A 19,123-nucleotide genomic window follows, 5' to 3' on the forward strand; every position below is an offset into this window, starting at 1 on the left:
TAGACGGGAATTTTTACTGATCTGAACCAATAATGGCCGCGACTGCTGCCATTTCAGAGGCTTCTTGTTGTAATTGATCACGACGCTCTTGCGCATCCAAGATGCTGCTCGTGATGAAACCTTGTTCGATTTCACGCAACGCCACTACCGTGGGTTTGTCGTTTTCAAGTTCAACGAATGGCTCTTTGCCTTCAACGGCCAGCTGACGAGCACGGCGTGCTGCAACCAGAATTAAATCAAAACGGTTACCAATTTTATCTACAGCATCTTCAACGGTTACGCGAGCCATTCAGCACTCCGGAAATATTCAGGGTTAATCAGGGATGTTACAAGACCGCATAATATACGCTATTTTATCGGTTTCGCCAACAATTGATCGAGCAATGGCTGTTGCCGTTGTTGTGCAGAGGCGAAGCGGTGCCGCTGGCAAAGTACAATTTGCTCAAGTTGATGCAGCGTAGCAGCAAAGTCATCGTTGATAATTAAATAGTCATATTCGTCGGCATGCGACATTTCGTTTTGGGCTTTTGCCATACGCCCAGCAATCACTTCGGCACTGTCAGTTGCGCGATTTGTTAGGCGTTGCTGCAGTTCAGTTAAGCTTGGCGGTAATATAAAAATACCAATGGTGCCCGCTGCTTGTTCGCGAATTTGCCTTGCGCCCTGCCAGTCGATGTCTAAAAACACATCAATACCTTGGGCTAATTGCCGCTCTATTGCTGCGCGAGACGTACCGTAATAATTACCAAAGACTTCGGCCCATTCTAAAAACTCATGATTTTCAATGCGCGCTTTAAAATCGTCGACCGTCGTAAAATGATAATGCACGCCATTTTGCTCACCGGCCCGTGGGGCACGGGTGGTATGCGAGACGCTTAATTGCATATCAGCATGGCGCTGCAATAAGGCTTGGATCAAACTGGATTTACCGGTGCCACTGGGGGCAGAAATGATAAACAGATTGCCGCTAAGTTGCTGCATGTTGTGTTCAGTCAAAGTGGTTACCTTTAGGCGCAACGAGGATAGGCGAGCAAGTTTACTGCCTGTCGTCGCTGCGTGCAATTGTCGCGGCTTAGGCTTTTGCGCTTCTTTTAGCTTTGGCCTTGATCGACAAGGTTAACGTGAAGGTGGCCATTGGCTCAGTACCATGTAAGCTGGGGCAGGTCACCACCACTGAAACGGGCTTATTGATGCGCTCGCCGCTGGCTAAAGACTCATCAATCATCTGATCAATCACATCGCCATCATGGCTGGTAAAATGCACCTGCGCTTCGGGGCGTTTTAAAAATTGGCCTTGTACATCTTTAAAGGCAAAGTTGGCATTAACACCGCGATCTTTGGCTTTACTAAATACAGAAAAAGCCCCGGCTAAATCGGCGCCGATGGCCAAAGCACCAAAATAAACACTGCCTAAATGATTTTTAGTGCGCCAAGCATGCGGCATGGTAATTTCTACCGTTTTTTCATCCATGCGGACAATTTTCGGTGAACAAAAACCAATTAGCGGAATATAGCGCCAAGCGAATAACTTTAAAAACCAATTGGCTTTGCGTAGTGAGGTTGCCATATCTAAAACTCAAAATTGTTTGCTTTAGCCTAGCTTACCACTGGTCTGACCAAAAGCAAATTGGCGATTTCGCTTAGCGCTAGTTGGCCTTGGCTTGTTGCAATGGCCGATGTTCTAACCGATTGTAATCTAGCCAGCTGCCGTCAATGGGGTAGCGCTGTTGAAACAGCTGGTTAAGTTTGTCACTAAACTGCCAAAAGTCCGGATGGTGCCGACCAATGCCAATGTCGTTCAGCAATTGTCGATACTGTTGCTCAGTGTGCATTTGCTGCACTTGTGCTACAACTTTAGGCAACTGTGCTTCGGATATTTTCCAAAATGCATCAGGGTAACTGCCTAAAATACCGCTGACTAAGGTGGTGGTATCTGCAGCCGGATGACGGTTTTCTTCTTCTTTTAATAGGCTGCTGACATTAAAGTGGGCGCTATTGCGGATCAACGTAAATAATTCTGCGGCACGGCCATCGGCAGGTTCCAGCATAATAATGGTAAGCTCAGGCAATAGTGTCGCACTGGTGCCTTGTAGCTGCCCTAATTGAGAGAGCAGGTTTAAGCTGTTGTTGTTTAATTGGCTATCGCTTAATTGATAACGCTGCGGTTGCACAGCGTGTAATTGCTCTGCAAATAATTGATATAGTTCGGCTTTGTGATCTGGCGTTTGAAACGTGATGCCGCTGGGTTGTGAAAAGGGGTTAATGTCACCTTTAATAAACTCGGTCAGTTCTGGACCTGCTTGCTGATACCAATCTGCAAATTCTTGGCGGCGGCTGGCCTCGGGTAAAAAGGCTAAGAAATTCGATTCACCCTCCATGCGCAGAAAATCCATATACAGCCGTGTCATCAATTGATGACCGTAATTACCATAAACGTCGAACCCAGCAACCAGCAAGTAGTGGATGCGTTCAAGCAGCGCATAATCAATAACCCAAGCGGTTTTAGGAGGTTCGCCCAGTAACCCTTTTACCACAGTGGCATTGTCAAAATGCCGAAAAACGGTGAGGCTAGCATTTTGATTTTGGCCATCGCCATCCCATAACACGTCAGGGGTTAGGTAGGCGCTTTGTTGTAAATGCTCATTTAAAAAAGCGCTACGTGCTTGCAGATAATCGCCTTGTCGAGCAGCAAAGCCGACCCAGCTCACGGCAAAGGTGGTACTTTCTTCTTCAGCCGGTAAGCGCAAATTGTCTTGTTGCGAGAGATAAAAAGCATTTACGGCGGCACTTTCAGCGAGTTCGGGTTTAATAAAATATACCCAAAACCGATCGTTAATGACATTAAGCGCCACCTGGCCTCGGCAAACTGGGCCTTTGATGTAGCCCATAATGGTATTTTCTGCACGCTCTAACATAAAGCGATAGCGGGCGTTCACTGGCAGTTCTTTAAAGGCGGTCAGTGGGTTGGCGGCGATCTCGGGGGCATAGCCGGGTAACGCACTCACTTGATAGTCGGCATCTTTAAACCAGCGTTGCCATTTTTGCAGCAAGCTATCATTGATGTCATAAGGTTGATGTGTTTTATTAACAATGGTGTCGCGCACGGCTTGTAGCCGATAATAAACGCGCTCAACTGCTGGATCATCATAAGGTCGGCGCCCGGCAATCACCTCAATAGCTTGGCCTGGTGGTGTTTTTGAGCGCAAAAGCCGAAAGAATTGCGGCCGTTCGTTGTTATCATGCAGTGCGCTGAAATATAAATGAGACGTAAATAAATGCTCGTAAATATAGCGAGCACTTAACCGAGTTTTCAAATCATCAGTATTGAGCCATTGCTCAAGCTGCTGCACAGCGGCTTGGTGTGCGGCCGGTAATGACGCATCCGCAGGAAAATAAGCGCCGGCGCTAAGCCAGTTGGTTAAAAGGCTATGTTCTTGTGCATTTAAACCGGGTAAAGCATATGGCATTCCGGCATAAGGCTGCGCCTTGGCATAACTAGCAAATTCACTATCTGTTGGGCATTGCTGTTGACGATTCAGGCTTAAATCAAATTGTTCTGTCATCGCATTAGCGTCTGGTAGCGGATGTGCTTGTTTTAATTGCAGCATTTTCGTTATTAAACCGGTGGTGATTGGCGCATCGACTTGTTGGTTTTCCAGCACTGAAAAAAAGCCACGTTCACGCCATTCTTGCGTGGTGGCAGCATCAAGATGCAGCCGGTTCGGTGTTGCGGCTAATAAACGTGTGCCATCGTACACTTTTTCTTTGTGCGCGCCGCGCGCAAAGCCTTGCGGTGCGCTCATGTTCAATTGGCAAGGGGAGTCGTAACAGGCATGACAAACCACGCAGCGAGACTCCAGCAGCGGTTTTATCTGTTGTTGGTAATGTGCAGCAAGCTCTGGATCTTGGCTGATTAACGGCTGCGTTAGGCTGTCGGTAGCTTTGCCGCGAGCTAATGGTGATGCCCGATCTGCGAAGTACAGCGCCGCAACAATCGCGCATAAGACAAGTAATACTCGCCATTTGTTTGATAAAAATACTGTCCGTTTCAAAATAACTCCCTACTTTCTTAAGCAAATATACTAGCCGTTCTTTGCTAAAATTACTAACCGCAACCAAAAAACCGGCTATTAAAAGTCGTTGTGGTGTCGAGAATGAGATTTTTTAGTATTGATTAAATATTGTTGATGTTAAGGCGCTTGTCGTGTTGTTATGAGTGGTTCAACAATAAAATTAAGGAATGAGCATGAGCGAGCAAGAGGGTGCTGCGGTGGTTTTCACGGAAGATGACTTTGCCAAAATGACGGTATTTAAGCGCTTTGAAGGCGGTACGGTTTACACCTTTGATACCGATACGCAATTCTTAGTGGTAGTTGACGAAAGCACGATGGCTTTTTTACTGGAAGAAGAAAGCGATGACATGGAATTTATCAAATGCACCGCATTTGCCACTGCAGAAGCCCGCTTAGCGTACATACAAGCTAAATACCCAAGCGGTGAAAACGATGACCCTGATTTTTGAGCTTGCCTATCGCTACAAGCTAGTTTTACATTATCCGATGCTCTGGACCTGCTTATTGAGTAGAGGCCTAGACCCGAACAAACTCAATGAGTTATCGAAAAGAAACCGTTCATAAATGCCTGTTTGCCCACCAAACTGCCCACCACTTGCCTATGGCTTTTACTAAATCTTAGTGGTGCTTGTTGGCTATGACTACGGAAAAACAGTGTCGTTTTTATGCTGCTGTTAGGGTCTAAAAATAGCAGTTTTGAAGGGCTTTATCGAGCACGATTTCTGCCAACATAGCTTCGCCATTTTTCGCTTGTCCTATGTGACCGTGATGAGTCAGCAGAAAACTAGCCTAGCCTTAAATGAATGTCATGGTGTCCATTTTCATAGAATAAAGCTCAATTTGGATGCTGTGGTATCCAATGTTGATAAGGCTGAGTATCGAATATCAGGCATCAAGGTCTACAAATTGTTACCCATAAGGTAATGTTGTGTAGAACTCGGGGGCTAAGCAAAGCGCTTTTACCATCTCTGAGGTAAATATTGCGTGAAATACAAAGGCATCACGATATTGGTTTGCTCTAACGCTGAAGAGCCTTGTGTACCCGTTAACTTAAAGGTTTTACTTGGAGTACATTTTTCAACGTAGGATGCCAACGATTTTGCTCTTGTACGTTTACCACTTTTGACTTCAACAGGGATGATATCGCCTTCATCGGTCGCCAAAATAAATTCGATTTCGGCGCGGGCATCATTCCATGAATAGCTTGGGGCAACGCCAATAGCTGTGAGCTCTTGTTGCACAAAGTTTTCAGCCACATAGCCTTTGTATTCATAGTTTTGTTGCTTAATCTCTTTATAACTGCTGCCTAGCATATAATTGAGCAGGCCCACATCAAACAGAAACAGTTTAACCCTATTTTCTTTTTTATAGGCCGCCAGCGGAGATTTCGGCAACCCTTCAACAGGGTAGTTTGGCAAAGCTAAGCGGCAGCAGTTAAGCCAATGGATCGCGGTTTCAAAATCGCTATAACGAGATTTACGCTCATGCACTTGTTTAAATTTAAAGCGTTTTACCGACGCGTCGCTCACAAGTGATAGCTGCGCTGGAATGCTATTAAACACAGATTCAATTAGTGTGGCATCGACCTTGCCCGCGTACTTACCAAAATCGCGGCGATAACCTTCAACTAAATCGGCATGAATTTTTTTGATTTTTTCAACACGCTCTAGAATGCTTAAATCCTTATACTGATACCAAGAAGAAACGGCTTCCGGCATACCACCGGTAAAAAAGTAGTCTGTTAGTTTATCCATCAATTTAGTGTGTACTGCCGGTGTGCTTGCTTGACTATCAAACGCTTTGATCAGTGCTTGCTCGTTGGATGCATAAATAAATTCTTGAAAGGTCAGTGGTCGTAAATTGTATTGTTCTACCTTGCCCACAGGGAAGGTGTTAAGCAAACCAATGTTCGAACCACTGGCGGCGACAAAATAGGACGGGGCTTTTTCGGCAAAATATTTAAGCGAAGTTACGGCACGTTCACACTCGCCAATTTCATCTAATATCAGCAGGTCGGTTGCTGGGTTGAACGCTTGGTTGGTTAGCAACTCAATGTTCATTACTAGCTCGTCAGGTGACAGTGAGCCATCGAACGCTTCTTTGTAGGCAGGGTTTTCAAGGAAATCGATACGAAGGATGTTGGCAAAGGTGTTCCCAAATAACTCTTGTAGCAGATAGGTTTTACCTGTTTGTCTTGCACCATCGATCAATAATGGCTTGCGCACCGGTTGATTTTTCCATGCTATTAGGGCGTTTAGTAAGTTGCGCTGCATTGTCATTTCCCGCCAATTAAGACTGTTAACTGCCAGTAGCATAACTCAATCTACACTTTTACGCGCAGAAAAGTGCAGGTTTTTACATTTTTATGCGCGTAAAAGTGTAGTATGGTGGCCTTTGGCATTCAGGAATTGACATTTTTGCCTAAGTTTCAAAACGTATGCCGCTTCACTTCATCCAAATTTGCCACCATAATCTGTTGTGCCTCCGGGCGCGCTTCAATTTTGGCTAAATCCAGGTTTAGCGCCTGCACGGCATAGGGCACCAGTGCCGAGCGCACGGAGAACACTCGCTTGCCGTGTTGCATATTGTAATCCTCGGCAATAATGGCTTTTTGATAGTCGGTTAAGCGGGAGTCTGGCACTAGCACGATATCAATAGTGCTATTCCAGCGCTCATCCTGTGCTTTCGTCATCTCGGCATCGCCTTCGATGCCATTTATGCCGCGAAAACGGCTTAATACAAAATCGCGGAAGTCTCGGTTCTTCTCGCAGTAAGCGCGTACATGCCAACGTAGTGGCGTGCAGACCAGTGTATGCGGCGCAATAATGCGGCTTTCTTCATCCGGGCTAGTCAGCGACACATAGCCCATATCGATTTTTTTCCCGTCCCGAGCCGCCTGCACCAATGCCCGCAGAATATCCGGGTTTACCTGTCGAAAGGGTGGTGTCAGCATTTCGGTATGGGCAAAGCCTAAATCAAGCTGGCTAAAGGTATGGGCAAAATCTTTGGTGCTGGCGAGCGCATGCAGGTATTCATCGGCCAGGCCGCTGGTGACTTTGGGGGTAAAATTGGCAGCCGGTTTATAACCTTTTAACTTGCCGTCATACACCAGGTTGCCGGGCGCAATATCCCGCAAATAGGCATTAATATCTTTTGATGCCTGCTGGCGCGCGATACCAAAGCTATTACATAAATGATTAGTGGTTAAGCGGCCTTCCCATAGCGCGACGATTTCAATCAGCCGATAACGCATTAACAGCTCCCAGCGCAGCGGCCAGCCACTAGCATCTAAACTACTATTGTTATCTATTGAGACGTGTTGCTGAGGTTGACTTTTTTGCATCTGAACTCCTGTAAGATGTGTCTGCTAAGCATACATACCTGGAATAAATAAGTTTAGGCTTCATCCGTTGCTGCATTTAAGGTGGCAACCGGCCAGGGTAAATTAAACTGCTTAAGAATAGCTTGCTCTGCCGCTAACCACTTACTGAAGTTATCCATCTTTAAGCCATAAGGAATGGCCAGCACATAATACTCATAGGCCAAATAAACCAAATCAGCATAACGCCAAATACGCCCAGCATACACCACTTTATCTTGCTTAACGTTGGCTAAGTGTTCAATAGCATTGAGAGTTTTACAGAGTTCTTGTAAGCGGGTTAGCCGGGGTAAATCCTCAGCGCGAATAAGTTGGTTGTTCATGTTTAGCTCGCTTTGTATGGGGTTTTGCTCCAACTCTAAGCCAGGGCGCTAGCGTTTTAAAGGACTTGGCGCAAGCGCCATAAAACATCTGCCTGAAAAACATACACTGAACACCTGCACAGTATGGCGTGAAATAAGAAACAGCCTAAGATGGAAGCTCACGGATGACATGTCATTAACCATGACAGTGTATGGAAAAAATAGCAGGAAGCTATTCATAAGGATTGGCAGGGACAAACTGGCAGGGATGCCAATTATCGAAGGAAGCTTACATGAGCATGCTGCAGCAAGATTTATTCTTAATCACCTTAGAAGCGCAATTTCGCGATCTGTTTCAAGCCAGCAAAGCCGGTAAAGATAACAGCGAACAACGCCTTCGGGCACAGGGCTTTATTCATGCCGGTGAGCTATTGCAGCTATGCAGCCGCCAGCAAGTGCAACAACTAATGGAAAAGGTACATCTGGACGTGTTTGGCGTTAGCATTACCGAACGCAAGCCCTCAGCCCAAGCGCAGCGCCAGCAGGCTTTGCAGCTAGGCGATTATGCTTACTTTGAAGAGCCCGCGTTTAATCGGCAGTAGATTTGTGGCTTGCAGGTTAAAACATGCTTTATGTTATGTTATTCACTCAGTAAAGGTATATCGCTTGTTCAAAAAGGTAGAGTTGGTAAGATTCAATATCAATGATGGTGTAACTGTTATAGAAAATTACCATGCTTAGGGATTTACCCTTCTAACACAAGGATAGGTATGCAACAGATCGGTATTTATGAGCAACTTATCACTCAGCTTGTTGCTGACCGTCTTGATCGAGAAAAATTCTATGTAGGTGAGCGTGAACTAACGAGTGTTGAGGCATCGATTTGGTTATCGCGTTTCTTATCCCATATTTTGGAATACGCCATTGAGTCGGTGCCTGCCAGTGCTGATCGTTTGCAGCAGCAAATTGCTTTATCCAATCAATTATTACTGTGGTTAAAATCACAGATTCAAGATAAAGATTTTATCGATGAGAATTTGCTCAGCAGCCAAGGGAAAATTTTAACGGCACTTTATGAGCTAGAAAACCCGGTTGCTGCCGACTTACAAAGTTATATTAGTGATATTTTTCCGCTGACAGGACTTAGCCAAAGCGAGCTGTTCTGTGGTAGCAATGCCGGTTTATCGCTTGAGTCTGAACTTAAACGCGAAATTTTATCGGCGGATAAAATTTACTGGTTAGTCTCTTTTATCAAGTGGGCAGGTATTCGGATCTTTCGAAAGGAGCTTGAGGCCTTCACCGCTAGTGGCCGCGAGTTAAAAATCATCACCACTTCCTATATGGGCGCGACCGATGCCAAAGCGGTTGAGTATCTGGCTAGCTTGCCCAATACCGAAGTAAAGCTCAGTTATAATACTGAGCGCGAGCGCTTACACGCTAAGAGTTATTTATTCTTGCGTAATACCGGTTATCACACGGGCTATATTGGCTCTTCTAATCTATCGCATTCAGCCTTAACCAGTGGCTTAGAATGGAATTTGAAAATCACTTCGCAAGAAATTCCGCATATTATCAACAAATCGTTGAGTACCTTTGAAACCTACTGGGCTTCTACGGATTTTGAGCGTTTTAGTGGTGATGTTAGTTGTAGTGAAAAACTCAAAGCGGCATTACAAAAACAGCGAAGCAGCGGAGAAAGTGAGCCAACACATTTTTTTGATGTTGCGCCTTTTGCGCATCAGCGTGAGATTTTAGAACAGCTGGCGGTAGCGCGTAGCGTACATCAACGGTTTAAAAATTTGGTAGTAGCCGCAACAGGAACAGGCAAAACGCTGATTTCCGCCTTTGATTTTGCGCGTTTTGTTAAAACTAAACCGCAAGCGCATTTTTTGTTTGTGGCGCATCGGGAAGAGATCTTACTGCAAGCCCGAGCGGCTTATCGTGGAGTGTTACGCAACAGTAGTTTTGGTGAGCTTTGGGTAGGTAACCATACACCGGCCCATTACCGACAATTGTTTGTGTCTATTCAAACGTTAAACAGTCAGCTAAGCCAACTGAGCCTTAGCGCCGATTATTACGACTATATTGTGATCGATGAAGTGCATCATATTGCCGCAAAAAGTTATCGTGCGGTTTTAGACTATTTTACCCCCACCATTTTATTAGGCTTAACGGCCACGCCGGAGCGGCATGATGGTGGTGACATTTTAGCGGACTTTGGTGGTGTGATTGCGGCGGAGATTCGTTTGCCTGAAGCGATTAATCGGCGCCATTTATGTCCGTTTCAGTATTTTGGTATTGATGATGATACCGATTTACGCAGCATCCCATGGGCGCGCGGGCGCTATGATGTGGCTCAGTTAACTAATCTGTATACCCACAACCAAGTTCGGGTGAACAAGATTTTGCTGAGTATGCAGGAGATTATTACTGATCTTAACCAGACGAAAGCGCTGGCTTTTTGTGTAGATACGAAGCATGCAGTGTTTATGTCGCAGCAATTTTTACTTAAAGGCATTAAGGCCGATGTGCTGACCAGTGATAACAGTCAGGAACGACAGCAAAAGCAGCAGGCCATTCGCTCAGGCCAAATCAATGTGCTGTGTGTTGTGGATATCTTTAATGAGGGTGTCGATATCCCTGAAGTGGATACCTTGTTGTTTTTGCGGCCAACAGAGAGCTTAACGATTTTCTTGCAACAACTTGGTCGGGGCTTACGCTTAGCCGATGGTAAACAGTGCTGCACGGTGCTGGATTTTGTGGGTAATTCCCGCCCCGAATACGACTTTGCCAATAAGTTTCGAGCATTAATTGGCCGAACAAACCGCGCCATTAGCGACGAAATCAAACAAGGTTTTCCGCACGCCCCACTGGGTTGTCGTATTGAGTTAAGTAAACGCACGCAAGAAATGGTGCTGAGTAATATTCGCCAAGCTACGCTAAATTTAACTCGATTATTGGCGCTTATCCGGCAGTACCCGCAGCATTCCACCTTGCCGTTAACACTCAGGAATTTTTTAAGTCAGCACCCTTTTATTAATTTGCATGAGCTGTATAAGCGTGGCTGTTGGGCGGAACTGGTGCAAAAGTCACAGTATGTTGTTCAAGAGCAAAGCCCAGGTGGCAATTGGTTTAACATGTGTAAAAAGGCTATTTTTAACCGAATTCTGACCTGTGATGATCATCATTACTTAAGTTTTCTAAAACAGCTTTGCCTGAATAATTTTGTCACTACGGCTGACGCTTCGCGTTACTCCTTAATGTGTCATTATGATTTTTGGCAAAAAACAGGCACAGAGGCTGGCTTTAACTCCTTAGCGCAGAGCCTTGCTGAGTTGAATAAACTGGGTGTTAAGGCGGAATTGCTCGATGTGCTTACCCAGCAATTAGCGCAAACCAAGCACCAGCAACTGAGTATGGAAAATTTACCTGAAGTACCATTAAGGCTGCATGCCCGTTATGCACGAGAACAAATTCTGGTGGCGTTTGGTGCAACCATTTTCGAAAAGCAAGCCCCTGCGCGCGAAGGCGTATTGGTATTGAAAGAACAAAATATCGAACTACTGTTTGTCACCTTAGATAAAAACGAAAAACACTTCTCGCCAACCACCATGTATCACGACTATGCCATCAATGAACACTTGTTTCATTGGCAGTCGCAAAATAGTGCCAGACCCGATCGTGGCCGTGGTTTAGAGTACGTTCAACAGCAAAAGCTGCGAAAGCGAGTGTTCTTATTTGTACGCGAGCAAACCAGTGATGAGTATGGCCGCACCATGGGGTTTGTAAATTACGGTGAAGTACAATATGTCTCGCATACCGGCTCACAACCCATGAATATCACCTGGCAGCTAAAAGAACCTATGCCCGACTTTATGTGGCAACAAGCAGCAAAATTAGCAGTAGGGTAAGAGGAGCGATATTGTAGTTGGTGATAACTCATGTTTCGTTACTGAATTAATCTAAAAGATGAAATCGGATAGGGCACCGTAAAAATAAAAAGCCCTGTGGGGTCAGGGCTTGGGTGGAAATTGAAAAGCTTTGGAAAAGCGGAGAATATTACTCAATATTCTGGATCTGCTCCCGCATCTGCTCTATCAACACCTTCAGCTCTACCGCCGCATTGGTAATTTCAGTGCTAATAGCTTTAGAGGATAGCGTATTCGCTTCGCGGTTAAATTCCTGCATCATAAAGTCTAAACGGCGGCCGCAGGCGCCGCCTTTTTTTAGAGCGTGGCGGGTTTCTTTAATGTGGGCGTCGAGGCGGTCTAGCTCTTCGGCGACGTCAGATTTAGACGCTAAAAACGCCATTTCTTGTTCGAGACGGTTTTGGTCTAAATCGGCTTTAATTTCATTTAAACGGTTGGTGATGCGGTCACGCTGCCATTGCATGGCTTGCGGTAAATGTTCCCGTACAAAAGCGACGCGCTCGCCAATGGCCGCAAGCCGCTGCTGGATCATATCTTCAATGGCAGTGCCTTCACGACCACGGCCTGCTAAGAAATCTTGCAGCGCGGCATCAAAACCGGCGAGCAGTTCGCCTTGCAAGGCGTCCAAGTCTTCTGTTGGTGTTTCCATGACACCGGGCCAGCGCAGAATATCAGCAATATTAAGTTGAGCTTGCGGGGCTTTTTGCAGTAATTGCTGCGCTTTTTGTAACAGCTGCTCGGCAAAAACGTCGTTTACCGTCAGTTCTCCTGCAGCTTGGTTAGCATGAAAACGTAAATTCACTTCTATTTTGCCGCGTTGCAGGCTGTTACGCAGTTTGTCACGCAATAAACTTTCGAGGCCACGGAATTGCTCGGGCAAACGAAAGTACGATTCCAAATAGCGCTGATTAACAGAGCGAATTTCCCATTGAGCTGTACCCCAACTGGCTTTAGTTTCGTGGCGGGCGAAGGCGGTCATACTATGAATCATTGATTTGTTCCAAACAGCGAGAATATGGCCGAGTATACCTGAGTTTCAGGTTAAATGGCCAATATCAGCAGGAGCTTACCCTGTCGCTATCGGCGCAAGGGCATGGGTTAAAGTGGGTTGTTTATCATACCTAATGGGTTTGCTACCTGACTAAAACGTGATTGATTTGGGCTAGAGATAGCCCTTAGCGGCCTAAGCTCTTATAATAGCCCTTACATTTTTAGTCAGGAGAAGCTTTATGCGTCCAAGTGGCAGAACCGCCAGTCAAATCCGTCCTCTTTCATTTACCCGTAATTTTACCGCTCATGCCGAAGGTTCGGTGCTGGTGGAGTTCGGCAATACCAAAGTGATTTGTACTGCCAGCGTAGTGGAAGGTGTGCCACGTTTTTTAAAAGGCCAAGGTAAAGGCTGGATCACGGCGGAATATGGCATGTTACCGCGCGCAACACATAGCCGTAATGATCGCGAAGCCGCTCGCGGTAAGCAAGGTGGCCGCACCATGGAAATTCAACGCTTAATTGGCCGCGCGCTGCGTACTGCCGTCGATTTAAGCCAGCTGGGTGAAAATACCATTACTTTGGATTGCGATGTGATTCAAGCCGATGGCGGCACCCGTACCGCTTCAATTACCGGCGCTTGTGTGGCCTTAGTGGATGCTTTTAGCTATATGCAAGCCAAAGGCTTGTTAAAAACGTCGCCGTTAAAATATATGGTTGCAGCGGTATCGGTGGGCATGTATCAGGGCAATGCGGTTGCCGATTTAGATTACGCTGAAGATTCTGCCGCTGAAACCGATATGAACCTGGTGATGACGGAAACCGGCAAGATTATTGAAATTCAGGGTACAGCCGAAGAAGCGCCCTTTAGTTTTGACGAAATGCAGCAAATGCTGGCGCTAGGTAGTGCTGCTATTAGTGATATTGTAACAGCCCAAAAGCAGGCGTTAGGCCAGGAGTAACTATGAAAGCCTTTCAACGTGAATTTATTGAATTTGCCTTAGCGCGCCAAGTGTTAAAGTTTGGCAGCTTTACCTTAAAGTCTGGCCGCACTAGCCCGTATTTTTTTAATGCAGGCTTGTTTAATACCGGTAGCGATTTAGCAAAGTTAGGTCGCTTTTATGCTGCGGCTTTACAAGATAGCGGCTTAGACTTCGATGTTCTATTTGGCCCAGCGTATAAAGGCATTCCAATTGCGACGACTACCGCGGTAGCCTTAGCGGATCACTATGACCGCGATGTGCCTTATTGTTTTAATCGCAAAGAAGCGAAAACCCATGGCGAGGGCGGCAATTTAGTCGGCGCACCTCTGCAAGGGCGCATCATGTTGGTGGATGATGTGATTACCGCGGGTACGGCTATTCGTGAATCGATGCAACTGATCCAAGCACAAGGCGCCACGCTAACCGGCGTGTTAATTGCGTTGGATCGGCAAGAGCGTGGCCAAGGTGAGTTATCAGCGATTCAAGAAGTTGAGCGTGATTTTGCGACTAAGGTGGTGTCGATTATCAGCTTGCCGGATCTGATCAATTATTTAATGGATAAACCGGAATTAGCTGAGCATTTGGCCGCGGTACAAGCTTATCGTGCAGAGTATGGTGTAAATTAATCTATTCTTAAGATTTAATACCTAAGCTCGCTATCCAAATAAAAAGACAGCCTGTTAAGCACAGTTAGGAACGCACTATGATAAAGCCAAATGGCGTTGGGTTAGCAAGGGTGTTAAAAGCCGCTAAATGCTCTATGCAGGGCTTTGCTGCTGGCTGGCGGCACGAATCCGCTTTTCGTCAAGAAACGCTGTTAACCCTGCTGTCTGTGCCCTTAGCCGTGATGTTAGCGCAATCGGTCAGTCAATTTGCCTTGCTTGTTGGCGTATGGTGTTTAGTGTTAGTGGTTGAATTGCTTAATTCCGCTATTGAAGCATTAACCGACCGTGTCGGTTTAGAGCGGCATGAATTGTCAGGTCGGGCAAAAGATCTTGCTTCAGCCGCGGTGTTTACCAGCTTAGTCATTGTTGGTTTAGTGTGGGGAGCGGCGCTATGGGAGTGGTTTACGCTGCTTTAAACTGCCGGCTTGCTCAGGTACGTTAAATGGCGGTTTTGCTTGTCATTAACCGTTAACCGTTGCAGCGCGCTCAGGCTCACGTTAGCGCGCAAGCATACCGTTTGCGCCAATTAAGCTTTACGAATTAATACACTGGTTGAGTGACCGGTTAACGTTACAACAAGGCACCGCGAGTTTATCACTTTGCGGTGCCTTTTTTATTCGGTTATTGAAACACACTTTGCTCAAGTAACGCCCATTGATTACTCCAGCATTGTGTTGGCAAACGTTTAAAGCCCGAGCGCACAAACTGGTTAATCTTACCTTCGACGGTGGCTAGCAATAAATTGGCGAGTTCTGCTTCGTCAATACTGAACCCTTTGCCTTCGCGCAACTTGCGCTCGCGTAAGCATTGGCGAAATTGTGCTTCTAACTTTTCAAACAAAACCGCCACTCGTTCCAAAAGCCGCTCTTGCTCACCTTGTAAGGCATCGCCGGTTAAAATTCGGCAAAAGCCAGGGTTACGTTCGGCAAAAACTAATACTAACTGCAACATTAAACTGATGCGAGTTCGAGTATCTTTGTGCTCATCGCTAATTGCGTTTACCGTTGAAAGCAAGGTGTCTTCGATAAACTCAATTAAGCCTTCATACATGCGGGCTTTACTTGGGAAATGCCGATAAAGTGCGGCTTCCGATACGCCGACTTTTTCTGCTAGCGCCGCGGTCGTGATCCGTTGACCGTTACTGTTACTCTGCAGCATGGCGGCAAGAGCTTGTAAGATATCTTCTTTACGATTAGCGCGTTTTGGTGTTGTCATGCGAGCTGGACCGATCCTTAATGTTTACCCGAGTGGCCAAAGCCGCCTTCACCTCGTTCTGAGCTATCAAATAACTCAACCACGTTAAATTCTGTTTGCACTACCGGCATAAACACCAACTGCGCAATACGATCGCCAGGTTCAATGCTAAAGCTTTGTTGGCCACGGTTCCACATCGAGACCATTAACGGGCCTTGATAATCAGAATCAATCAGCCCGACTAAGTTACCAAGAACGATACCGTGTTTATGGCCTAAACCTGAGCGCGGTAAAATAGTTGCACATAATTGGGCATCGCCAATATGAATGGCAATACCCGTAGGGATCAGTGCGGTTTCACCTGGGGCTAGCGTTAACGTTTGCTCGACACAAGCCCGCAGATCTAAACCTGCAGAGCCTGGAGTAGCATAAGCGGGTAAAGGAAACTCGTTGCCAATACGCGGGTCGAGGATTTTTAGGTCAATAGCTTTTTTCATCATGGCTTCTTTTCTAATGCGTGATAATGTTGACTGATCAGGGCGATTAACTGCTCTGCTAATTGTTGTTTGGGTTGTACAGGTAAATCTAATTCGCCTAGGGGCCAAATCAGCGTAATGGCGTTTTGATTGCTGTTAAAGCCGCTATTAGGCTTAGAAACATCGTTGGCGCAGATCATATCCAGTTTTTTATTCAGTAATTTTTGCCGAGCATAATCGAGCACATTGCGTGTTTCTGCGGCAAAACCAACAGTAAAAGGTCGGTTTTTGTTCATGCCGGCAACGGCAGCAATAATATCGGGGTTTTTCACTAAGGTGAGATTTAGCTCATTCTCGCTGCCTTTTTTTAGCTTATCGGTGGCGATTTCGCTCATCCGATAATCTGCTACCGCGGCACAGCCAATAAAAATAGCGGATTGCGCGGCGGCAGTGAGTGCGGCTTGATGCATTTGCTCAGCACTTTCAACCTGAATCATTTGCACGCCGGCGGGCGCAGGCAATTGCACAGGCCCACTGATTAAGGTGACCTTAGCGCCTGCTTTCACCGCCGCTTCAGCAAGGGCATAGCCCATTTTGCCAGAGCTGTGATTACTGATATAACGCACTGGATCAATCGCTTCGCGCGTAGGCCCTGCGGTAATAGTGAAAGTTAAGCCCGATAAAACGTGTTTAGAAGTAAGAAGCGGTTCAATTAACGCGACGATGTCTAGCGGTTCTAACATGCGGCCCGCACCCACATCACCACAGGCTTGCACACCCGAACCTGGCCCAAAAATGTGAAATTTATGTTCTTTTAATGTTGCGATATTTTTTTGTGTAGCTATATTTTTATACATTTGCTGATTCATCGCGGGTGCCACAGCCACGATAGCGTCACTTGCTAACACGCAAGTGGTTAATAAGTCATTCGCTAAGCCATGCGCTAAGCGGGCAATCACATCGGCACTGGCGGGAGCAACAATAATGAGATCCGCCCATTTAGCCAATTCAATATGACCCATTGCCGCTTCGGCTGAAGGGTCTAGCAAGCTATGACTTACCGGGTTGCCGGAAAGGGCTTGAAGCGTTAAAGGCGTAATAAAATGCTGGGCAGCATCGGTTAAGATCACCCGTACATCGGCGCCGCGTTCCGTTAAACGCCGCACTAAGTCAGCACTTTTGTAAGCGGCAATACCGCCGCTGATACCAAGTAAAATACGTTTAGAAGCAAGGCTTTGCTGCATAGCAGAAGCACCCTAGCCAGAATTAGATTGGCATAAGATAGCATGGAAACCGAAATTCAGCATCCGTTCAGCAGCGAGAAAAGGAGCGAGTTATGGCGATTACTGATTGGCCGCTTTCAGAGCGGCCGCGTGAAAAAATGTTGCAATTGGGCACGCAAGCCTTATCGGATGCGGAATTACTCGCTATCTTTTTGCGTACTGGTATTGCAGGCACTGATGCTGTGAGTTTAGCCCGGCAGTTATTGCAACAATTTGGCAGTTTACGGGCGCTGCTTGGTGCCAGTAAAACGGAATTCTGCCAAGCGAGGGGGTTAGGCGAAGCGAAATACGTGCAATTGCAAGCGGTATTAGAGCTGAGTCGGCGTTTTTTACAACAACAATTGCAGCGAGAAACGGTATTTACCGAGCCTGCATTAGTACGAAAATATTTGAGTTCCTTGTTGTCACAAGAGCAACGCGAGATATTTATGGTACTTTATCTTGATAATCAACATCGTATGATTTGTGCTGAGCCCTTATTTCAAGGCACAATTGATGCAAGCCCAGTCTATCCGCGTATTGTGGTTCAACACGCTTTACGGCATAATGCCGCGGCCGTTATTCTGGCTCATAATCATCCTTCTGGGGTGGCCGAGCCAAGCCGCGCCGATAGAGCAATAACGGAGCGCCTAACACAAGCCATGGCTTTGGTTGATATCAGAGTATTGGATCACTTTGTTGTGGGCGATGCAGAAGTCGTCTCTTTTGCTGAGCGTGGCTGGTTGTAAATGAGGACTTGGCACAACAAGGCGTTCTAGCTCATGGCTAAATTGTCTTGAGTTTGATTGCGCTTTCGTGTATAAAGTGCGCCCTCATCCATTTTCGGGGCAACCTTCAAGGCCAGAAGGGTGAAAGATAGCTCGAGCTGACGTAATTTTGGAGAAATATTGACATGTCTAGAGTATGCCAAGTAACTGGCAAAGGTCCGATGGTTGGTAACCGTCGTTCGCACGCCAACAACGCGACAAAGCGCCGTTTCCTGCCTAACCTGCAAACTCACCGTTTCTGGGTTGAAAGTGAAAACCGTTTTGTTACTTTACGTACAACCACTCGTGGTATGCGTATTATTGACAAGAAAGGTATCGATGCCGTCCTAGTTGACGTTCGTGCCAACGGTCACAAGGTATAAGGAATTAACAAATGCGCGATAAAATCCGTTTAGTTTCTTCTGCAGGTACTGGTTTCTTCTACACTACTACGAAGAACAAGCGTACCATGCCAGAAAAAATGGAAATCAAAAAGTTCGATCCTAAAGTGCGCAAGCACGTGATTTTCAAAGAAGCGAAAATCAAATAATCGAATTTACAAGAACCCGGCTTTCGCCGGGTTTTTGCTTTTTATACTGCCCCTGCGTTACTATTCTGCTGTCTTTTCTTTAAAACACATCATCATGCTGAAATTGTCTCGTCGTAATTGGAACAATGTACTGATTTTTGTTGTGCTGCTGCTGATGTTTAGCTTGTATGACTGGTCAGGTAATACCTATTTTGGCCGCGCTGAACGTTTAAGTTTGCTCCCTGACTCTAGCCAGCTGCTAAGTGTCTCTATTGGCTCAAAACGTTTAGTACAAGCGGCAGGGCAATGGCAATGGCAACCTCATCAACCGAGCACGGTGTCTGCTACTGAGATGGCCGCAGCTTGGCAAACTACGCAACTCGAAGCAAGTAATGAAACGGCAGGTGCTAATTGGGTACCTATTGCTCAAGCCAGTGTGCAATTAGTGGGGAAGTTTGAACCTCAGATCTGGTTGTTGTATCTGCAACCTAGCGGTTACTTAGTACAGCAAGTGGGGCGTACCCAGTTGTATTTGTTAGCGCCCGCCCAAGCGCGTTTGTTATTTACCTTGGAGTAG

Annotated in this window: 21 protein-coding genes; 10 read left to right on the top strand and 11 right to left on the bottom strand. The window is 46.2% G+C overall.

Annotated features, from left to right (window positions below; genetic code table 11):
- Nucleotides 1–13 precede the first annotated feature (13 nt).
- From rpoZ to ACUJFK_RS03615, 4 genes are all read right to left on the bottom strand, one after another.
- Nucleotides 14–289 (bottom strand): DNA-directed RNA polymerase subunit omega, encoded by a 276-nt coding sequence (rpoZ, locus tag ACUJFK_RS03600; RefSeq protein WP_226749314.1) that lies wholly within the window; start codon nucleotides 287–289, stop codon nucleotides 14–16.
- Nucleotides 290–348: 59 nt separating this feature from the next.
- On the bottom strand, nucleotides 349–981 hold the full coding sequence (gmk, locus tag ACUJFK_RS03605) for a guanylate kinase (protein ID WP_226749947.1): 633 nt from the start codon (nucleotides 979–981) through the stop codon (nucleotides 349–351).
- A gap of 91 nt (nucleotides 982–1,072) precedes the next feature.
- Entirely contained in the window at nucleotides 1,073–1,567 is a 495-nt protein-coding gene (locus ACUJFK_RS03610) for a PaaI family thioesterase (protein WP_226749315.1), read from the bottom strand.
- 79 nt (nucleotides 1,568–1,646) lie between these two features.
- Nucleotides 1,647–4,052, bottom strand: coding sequence for a fatty acid cis/trans isomerase (locus ACUJFK_RS03615; RefSeq protein WP_445426116.1), 2,406 nt, complete (start codon nucleotides 4,050–4,052; stop codon nucleotides 1,647–1,649).
- 194 nt (nucleotides 4,053–4,246) lie between these two features.
- Between ACUJFK_RS03615 and ACUJFK_RS03620 the strand changes: the two genes are divergently transcribed.
- Nucleotides 4,247–4,522 (top strand): hypothetical protein, encoded by a 276-nt coding sequence (locus ACUJFK_RS03620; protein ID WP_445426117.1) that lies wholly within the window; start codon nucleotides 4,247–4,249, stop codon nucleotides 4,520–4,522.
- A 510-nt stretch (nucleotides 4,523–5,032) separates the two neighbouring features.
- On the opposite strand, the gene ACUJFK_RS03625 is transcribed toward ACUJFK_RS03620, so the two are convergent.
- From ACUJFK_RS03625 to ACUJFK_RS03635, 3 genes are all read right to left on the bottom strand, one after another.
- Nucleotides 5,033–6,346 (bottom strand): ATP-binding protein, encoded by a 1,314-nt coding sequence (locus tag ACUJFK_RS03625; protein ID WP_445426118.1) that lies wholly within the window; start codon nucleotides 6,344–6,346, stop codon nucleotides 5,033–5,035.
- 155 nt (nucleotides 6,347–6,501) lie between these two features.
- A complete protein-coding gene (locus ACUJFK_RS03630) occupies nucleotides 6,502–7,416 on the bottom strand; it encodes a helix-turn-helix transcriptional regulator (RefSeq protein ID WP_445426119.1) in 915 nt (304 codons plus the stop codon).
- 53 nt (nucleotides 7,417–7,469) lie between these two features.
- Entirely contained in the window at nucleotides 7,470–7,775 is a 306-nt protein-coding gene (locus ACUJFK_RS03635; protein WP_445426120.1) for a hypothetical protein, read from the bottom strand.
- Nucleotides 7,776–8,047: 272 nt separating this feature from the next.
- Here ACUJFK_RS03635 and ACUJFK_RS03640 point away from each other — a divergent pair, with 272 nt between their 5' ends.
- Together ACUJFK_RS03640 and ACUJFK_RS03645 are read left to right on the top strand one after the other, a co-directional pair.
- The gene (locus ACUJFK_RS03640) at nucleotides 8,048–8,356 is read left to right on the top strand and encodes a hypothetical protein (RefSeq protein WP_445426121.1); all 309 of its coding nucleotides are present in this window, start codon (nucleotides 8,048–8,050) and stop codon (nucleotides 8,354–8,356) included.
- 168 nt (nucleotides 8,357–8,524) lie between these two features.
- Complete coding sequence (locus ACUJFK_RS03645) at nucleotides 8,525–11,665, top strand: DUF3427 domain-containing protein (protein WP_445426122.1); 3,141 nt, start codon at nucleotides 8,525–8,527, stop codon at nucleotides 11,663–11,665.
- A 148-nt stretch (nucleotides 11,666–11,813) separates the two neighbouring features.
- On the opposite strand, the gene ACUJFK_RS03650 is transcribed toward ACUJFK_RS03645, so the two are convergent.
- Nucleotides 11,814–12,674 (bottom strand): YicC/YloC family endoribonuclease, encoded by an 861-nt coding sequence (locus ACUJFK_RS03650; RefSeq protein ID WP_445426123.1) that lies wholly within the window; start codon nucleotides 12,672–12,674, stop codon nucleotides 11,814–11,816.
- A 238-nt stretch (nucleotides 12,675–12,912) separates the two neighbouring features.
- Between ACUJFK_RS03650 and rph the strand changes: the two genes are divergently transcribed.
- The 3 genes from rph (at nucleotide 12,913) to ACUJFK_RS03665 (ending at nucleotide 14,734) form a co-directional block, all read left to right on the top strand.
- The gene (gene rph / locus ACUJFK_RS03655; RefSeq protein ID WP_445426124.1) at nucleotides 12,913–13,632 is read left to right on the top strand and encodes a ribonuclease PH; all 720 of its coding nucleotides are present in this window, start codon (nucleotides 12,913–12,915) and stop codon (nucleotides 13,630–13,632) included.
- 2 nt (nucleotides 13,633–13,634) lie between these two features.
- A complete protein-coding gene (gene pyrE / locus ACUJFK_RS03660) occupies nucleotides 13,635–14,279 on the top strand; it encodes an orotate phosphoribosyltransferase (RefSeq protein ID WP_445426125.1) in 645 nt (214 codons plus the stop codon).
- A gap of 77 nt (nucleotides 14,280–14,356) precedes the next feature.
- The gene (locus ACUJFK_RS03665; protein ID WP_445426126.1) at nucleotides 14,357–14,734 is read left to right on the top strand and encodes a diacylglycerol kinase; all 378 of its coding nucleotides are present in this window, start codon (nucleotides 14,357–14,359) and stop codon (nucleotides 14,732–14,734) included.
- Between the two features lie 205 nt (nucleotides 14,735–14,939).
- Here ACUJFK_RS03665 and slmA read toward each other — a convergent pair whose 3' ends face one another.
- The 3 genes from slmA to coaBC are packed head-to-tail and all read right to left on the bottom strand — an operon-like array spanning nucleotide 14,940 to nucleotide 17,232.
- Complete coding sequence (slmA, locus tag ACUJFK_RS03670; protein ID WP_226749330.1) at nucleotides 14,940–15,533, bottom strand: nucleoid occlusion factor SlmA; 594 nt, start codon at nucleotides 15,531–15,533, stop codon at nucleotides 14,940–14,942.
- A 17-nt stretch (nucleotides 15,534–15,550) separates the two neighbouring features.
- Nucleotides 15,551–16,009: a dUTP diphosphatase gene (dut, locus tag ACUJFK_RS03675; protein ID WP_329605539.1), complete on the bottom strand. Its 459-nt coding sequence runs from the start codon at nucleotides 16,007–16,009 to the stop codon at nucleotides 15,551–15,553.
- Nucleotides 16,009–17,232, bottom strand: coding sequence for a bifunctional phosphopantothenoylcysteine decarboxylase/phosphopantothenate--cysteine ligase CoaBC (gene coaBC / locus ACUJFK_RS03680; protein ID WP_445426127.1), 1,224 nt, complete (start codon nucleotides 17,230–17,232; stop codon nucleotides 16,009–16,011). Before coaBC ends, dut begins: the two co-directional genes overlap by 1 nt.
- 92 nt (nucleotides 17,233–17,324) lie before the next feature.
- Here coaBC and radC point away from each other — a divergent pair, with 92 nt between their 5' ends.
- The 4 genes from radC (at nucleotide 17,325) to ACUJFK_RS03700 (ending at nucleotide 19,123) form a co-directional block, all read left to right on the top strand.
- A complete protein-coding gene (gene radC, locus ACUJFK_RS03685; RefSeq protein ID WP_445426128.1) occupies nucleotides 17,325–17,999 on the top strand; it encodes a RadC family protein in 675 nt (224 codons plus the stop codon).
- A 164-nt stretch (nucleotides 18,000–18,163) separates the two neighbouring features.
- Nucleotides 18,164–18,400 carry a 50S ribosomal protein L28 gene (rpmB, locus tag ACUJFK_RS03690; protein ID WP_026349251.1) on the top strand — a complete coding sequence of 79 codons (237 nt, stop codon included), beginning with the start codon at nucleotides 18,164–18,166 and terminating at the stop codon, nucleotides 18,398–18,400.
- Nucleotides 18,401–18,411: 11 nt separating this feature from the next.
- Entirely contained in the window at nucleotides 18,412–18,567 is a 156-nt protein-coding gene (gene rpmG / locus ACUJFK_RS03695; protein WP_008219722.1) for a 50S ribosomal protein L33, read from the top strand.
- 94 nt (nucleotides 18,568–18,661) lie between these two features.
- Nucleotides 18,662–19,123 (top strand): hypothetical protein, encoded by a 462-nt coding sequence (locus tag ACUJFK_RS03700; RefSeq protein ID WP_445426129.1) that lies wholly within the window; start codon nucleotides 18,662–18,664, stop codon nucleotides 19,121–19,123.

The sequence above is a fragment of the Alishewanella sp. HL-SH06 genome (assembly GCF_052656265.1).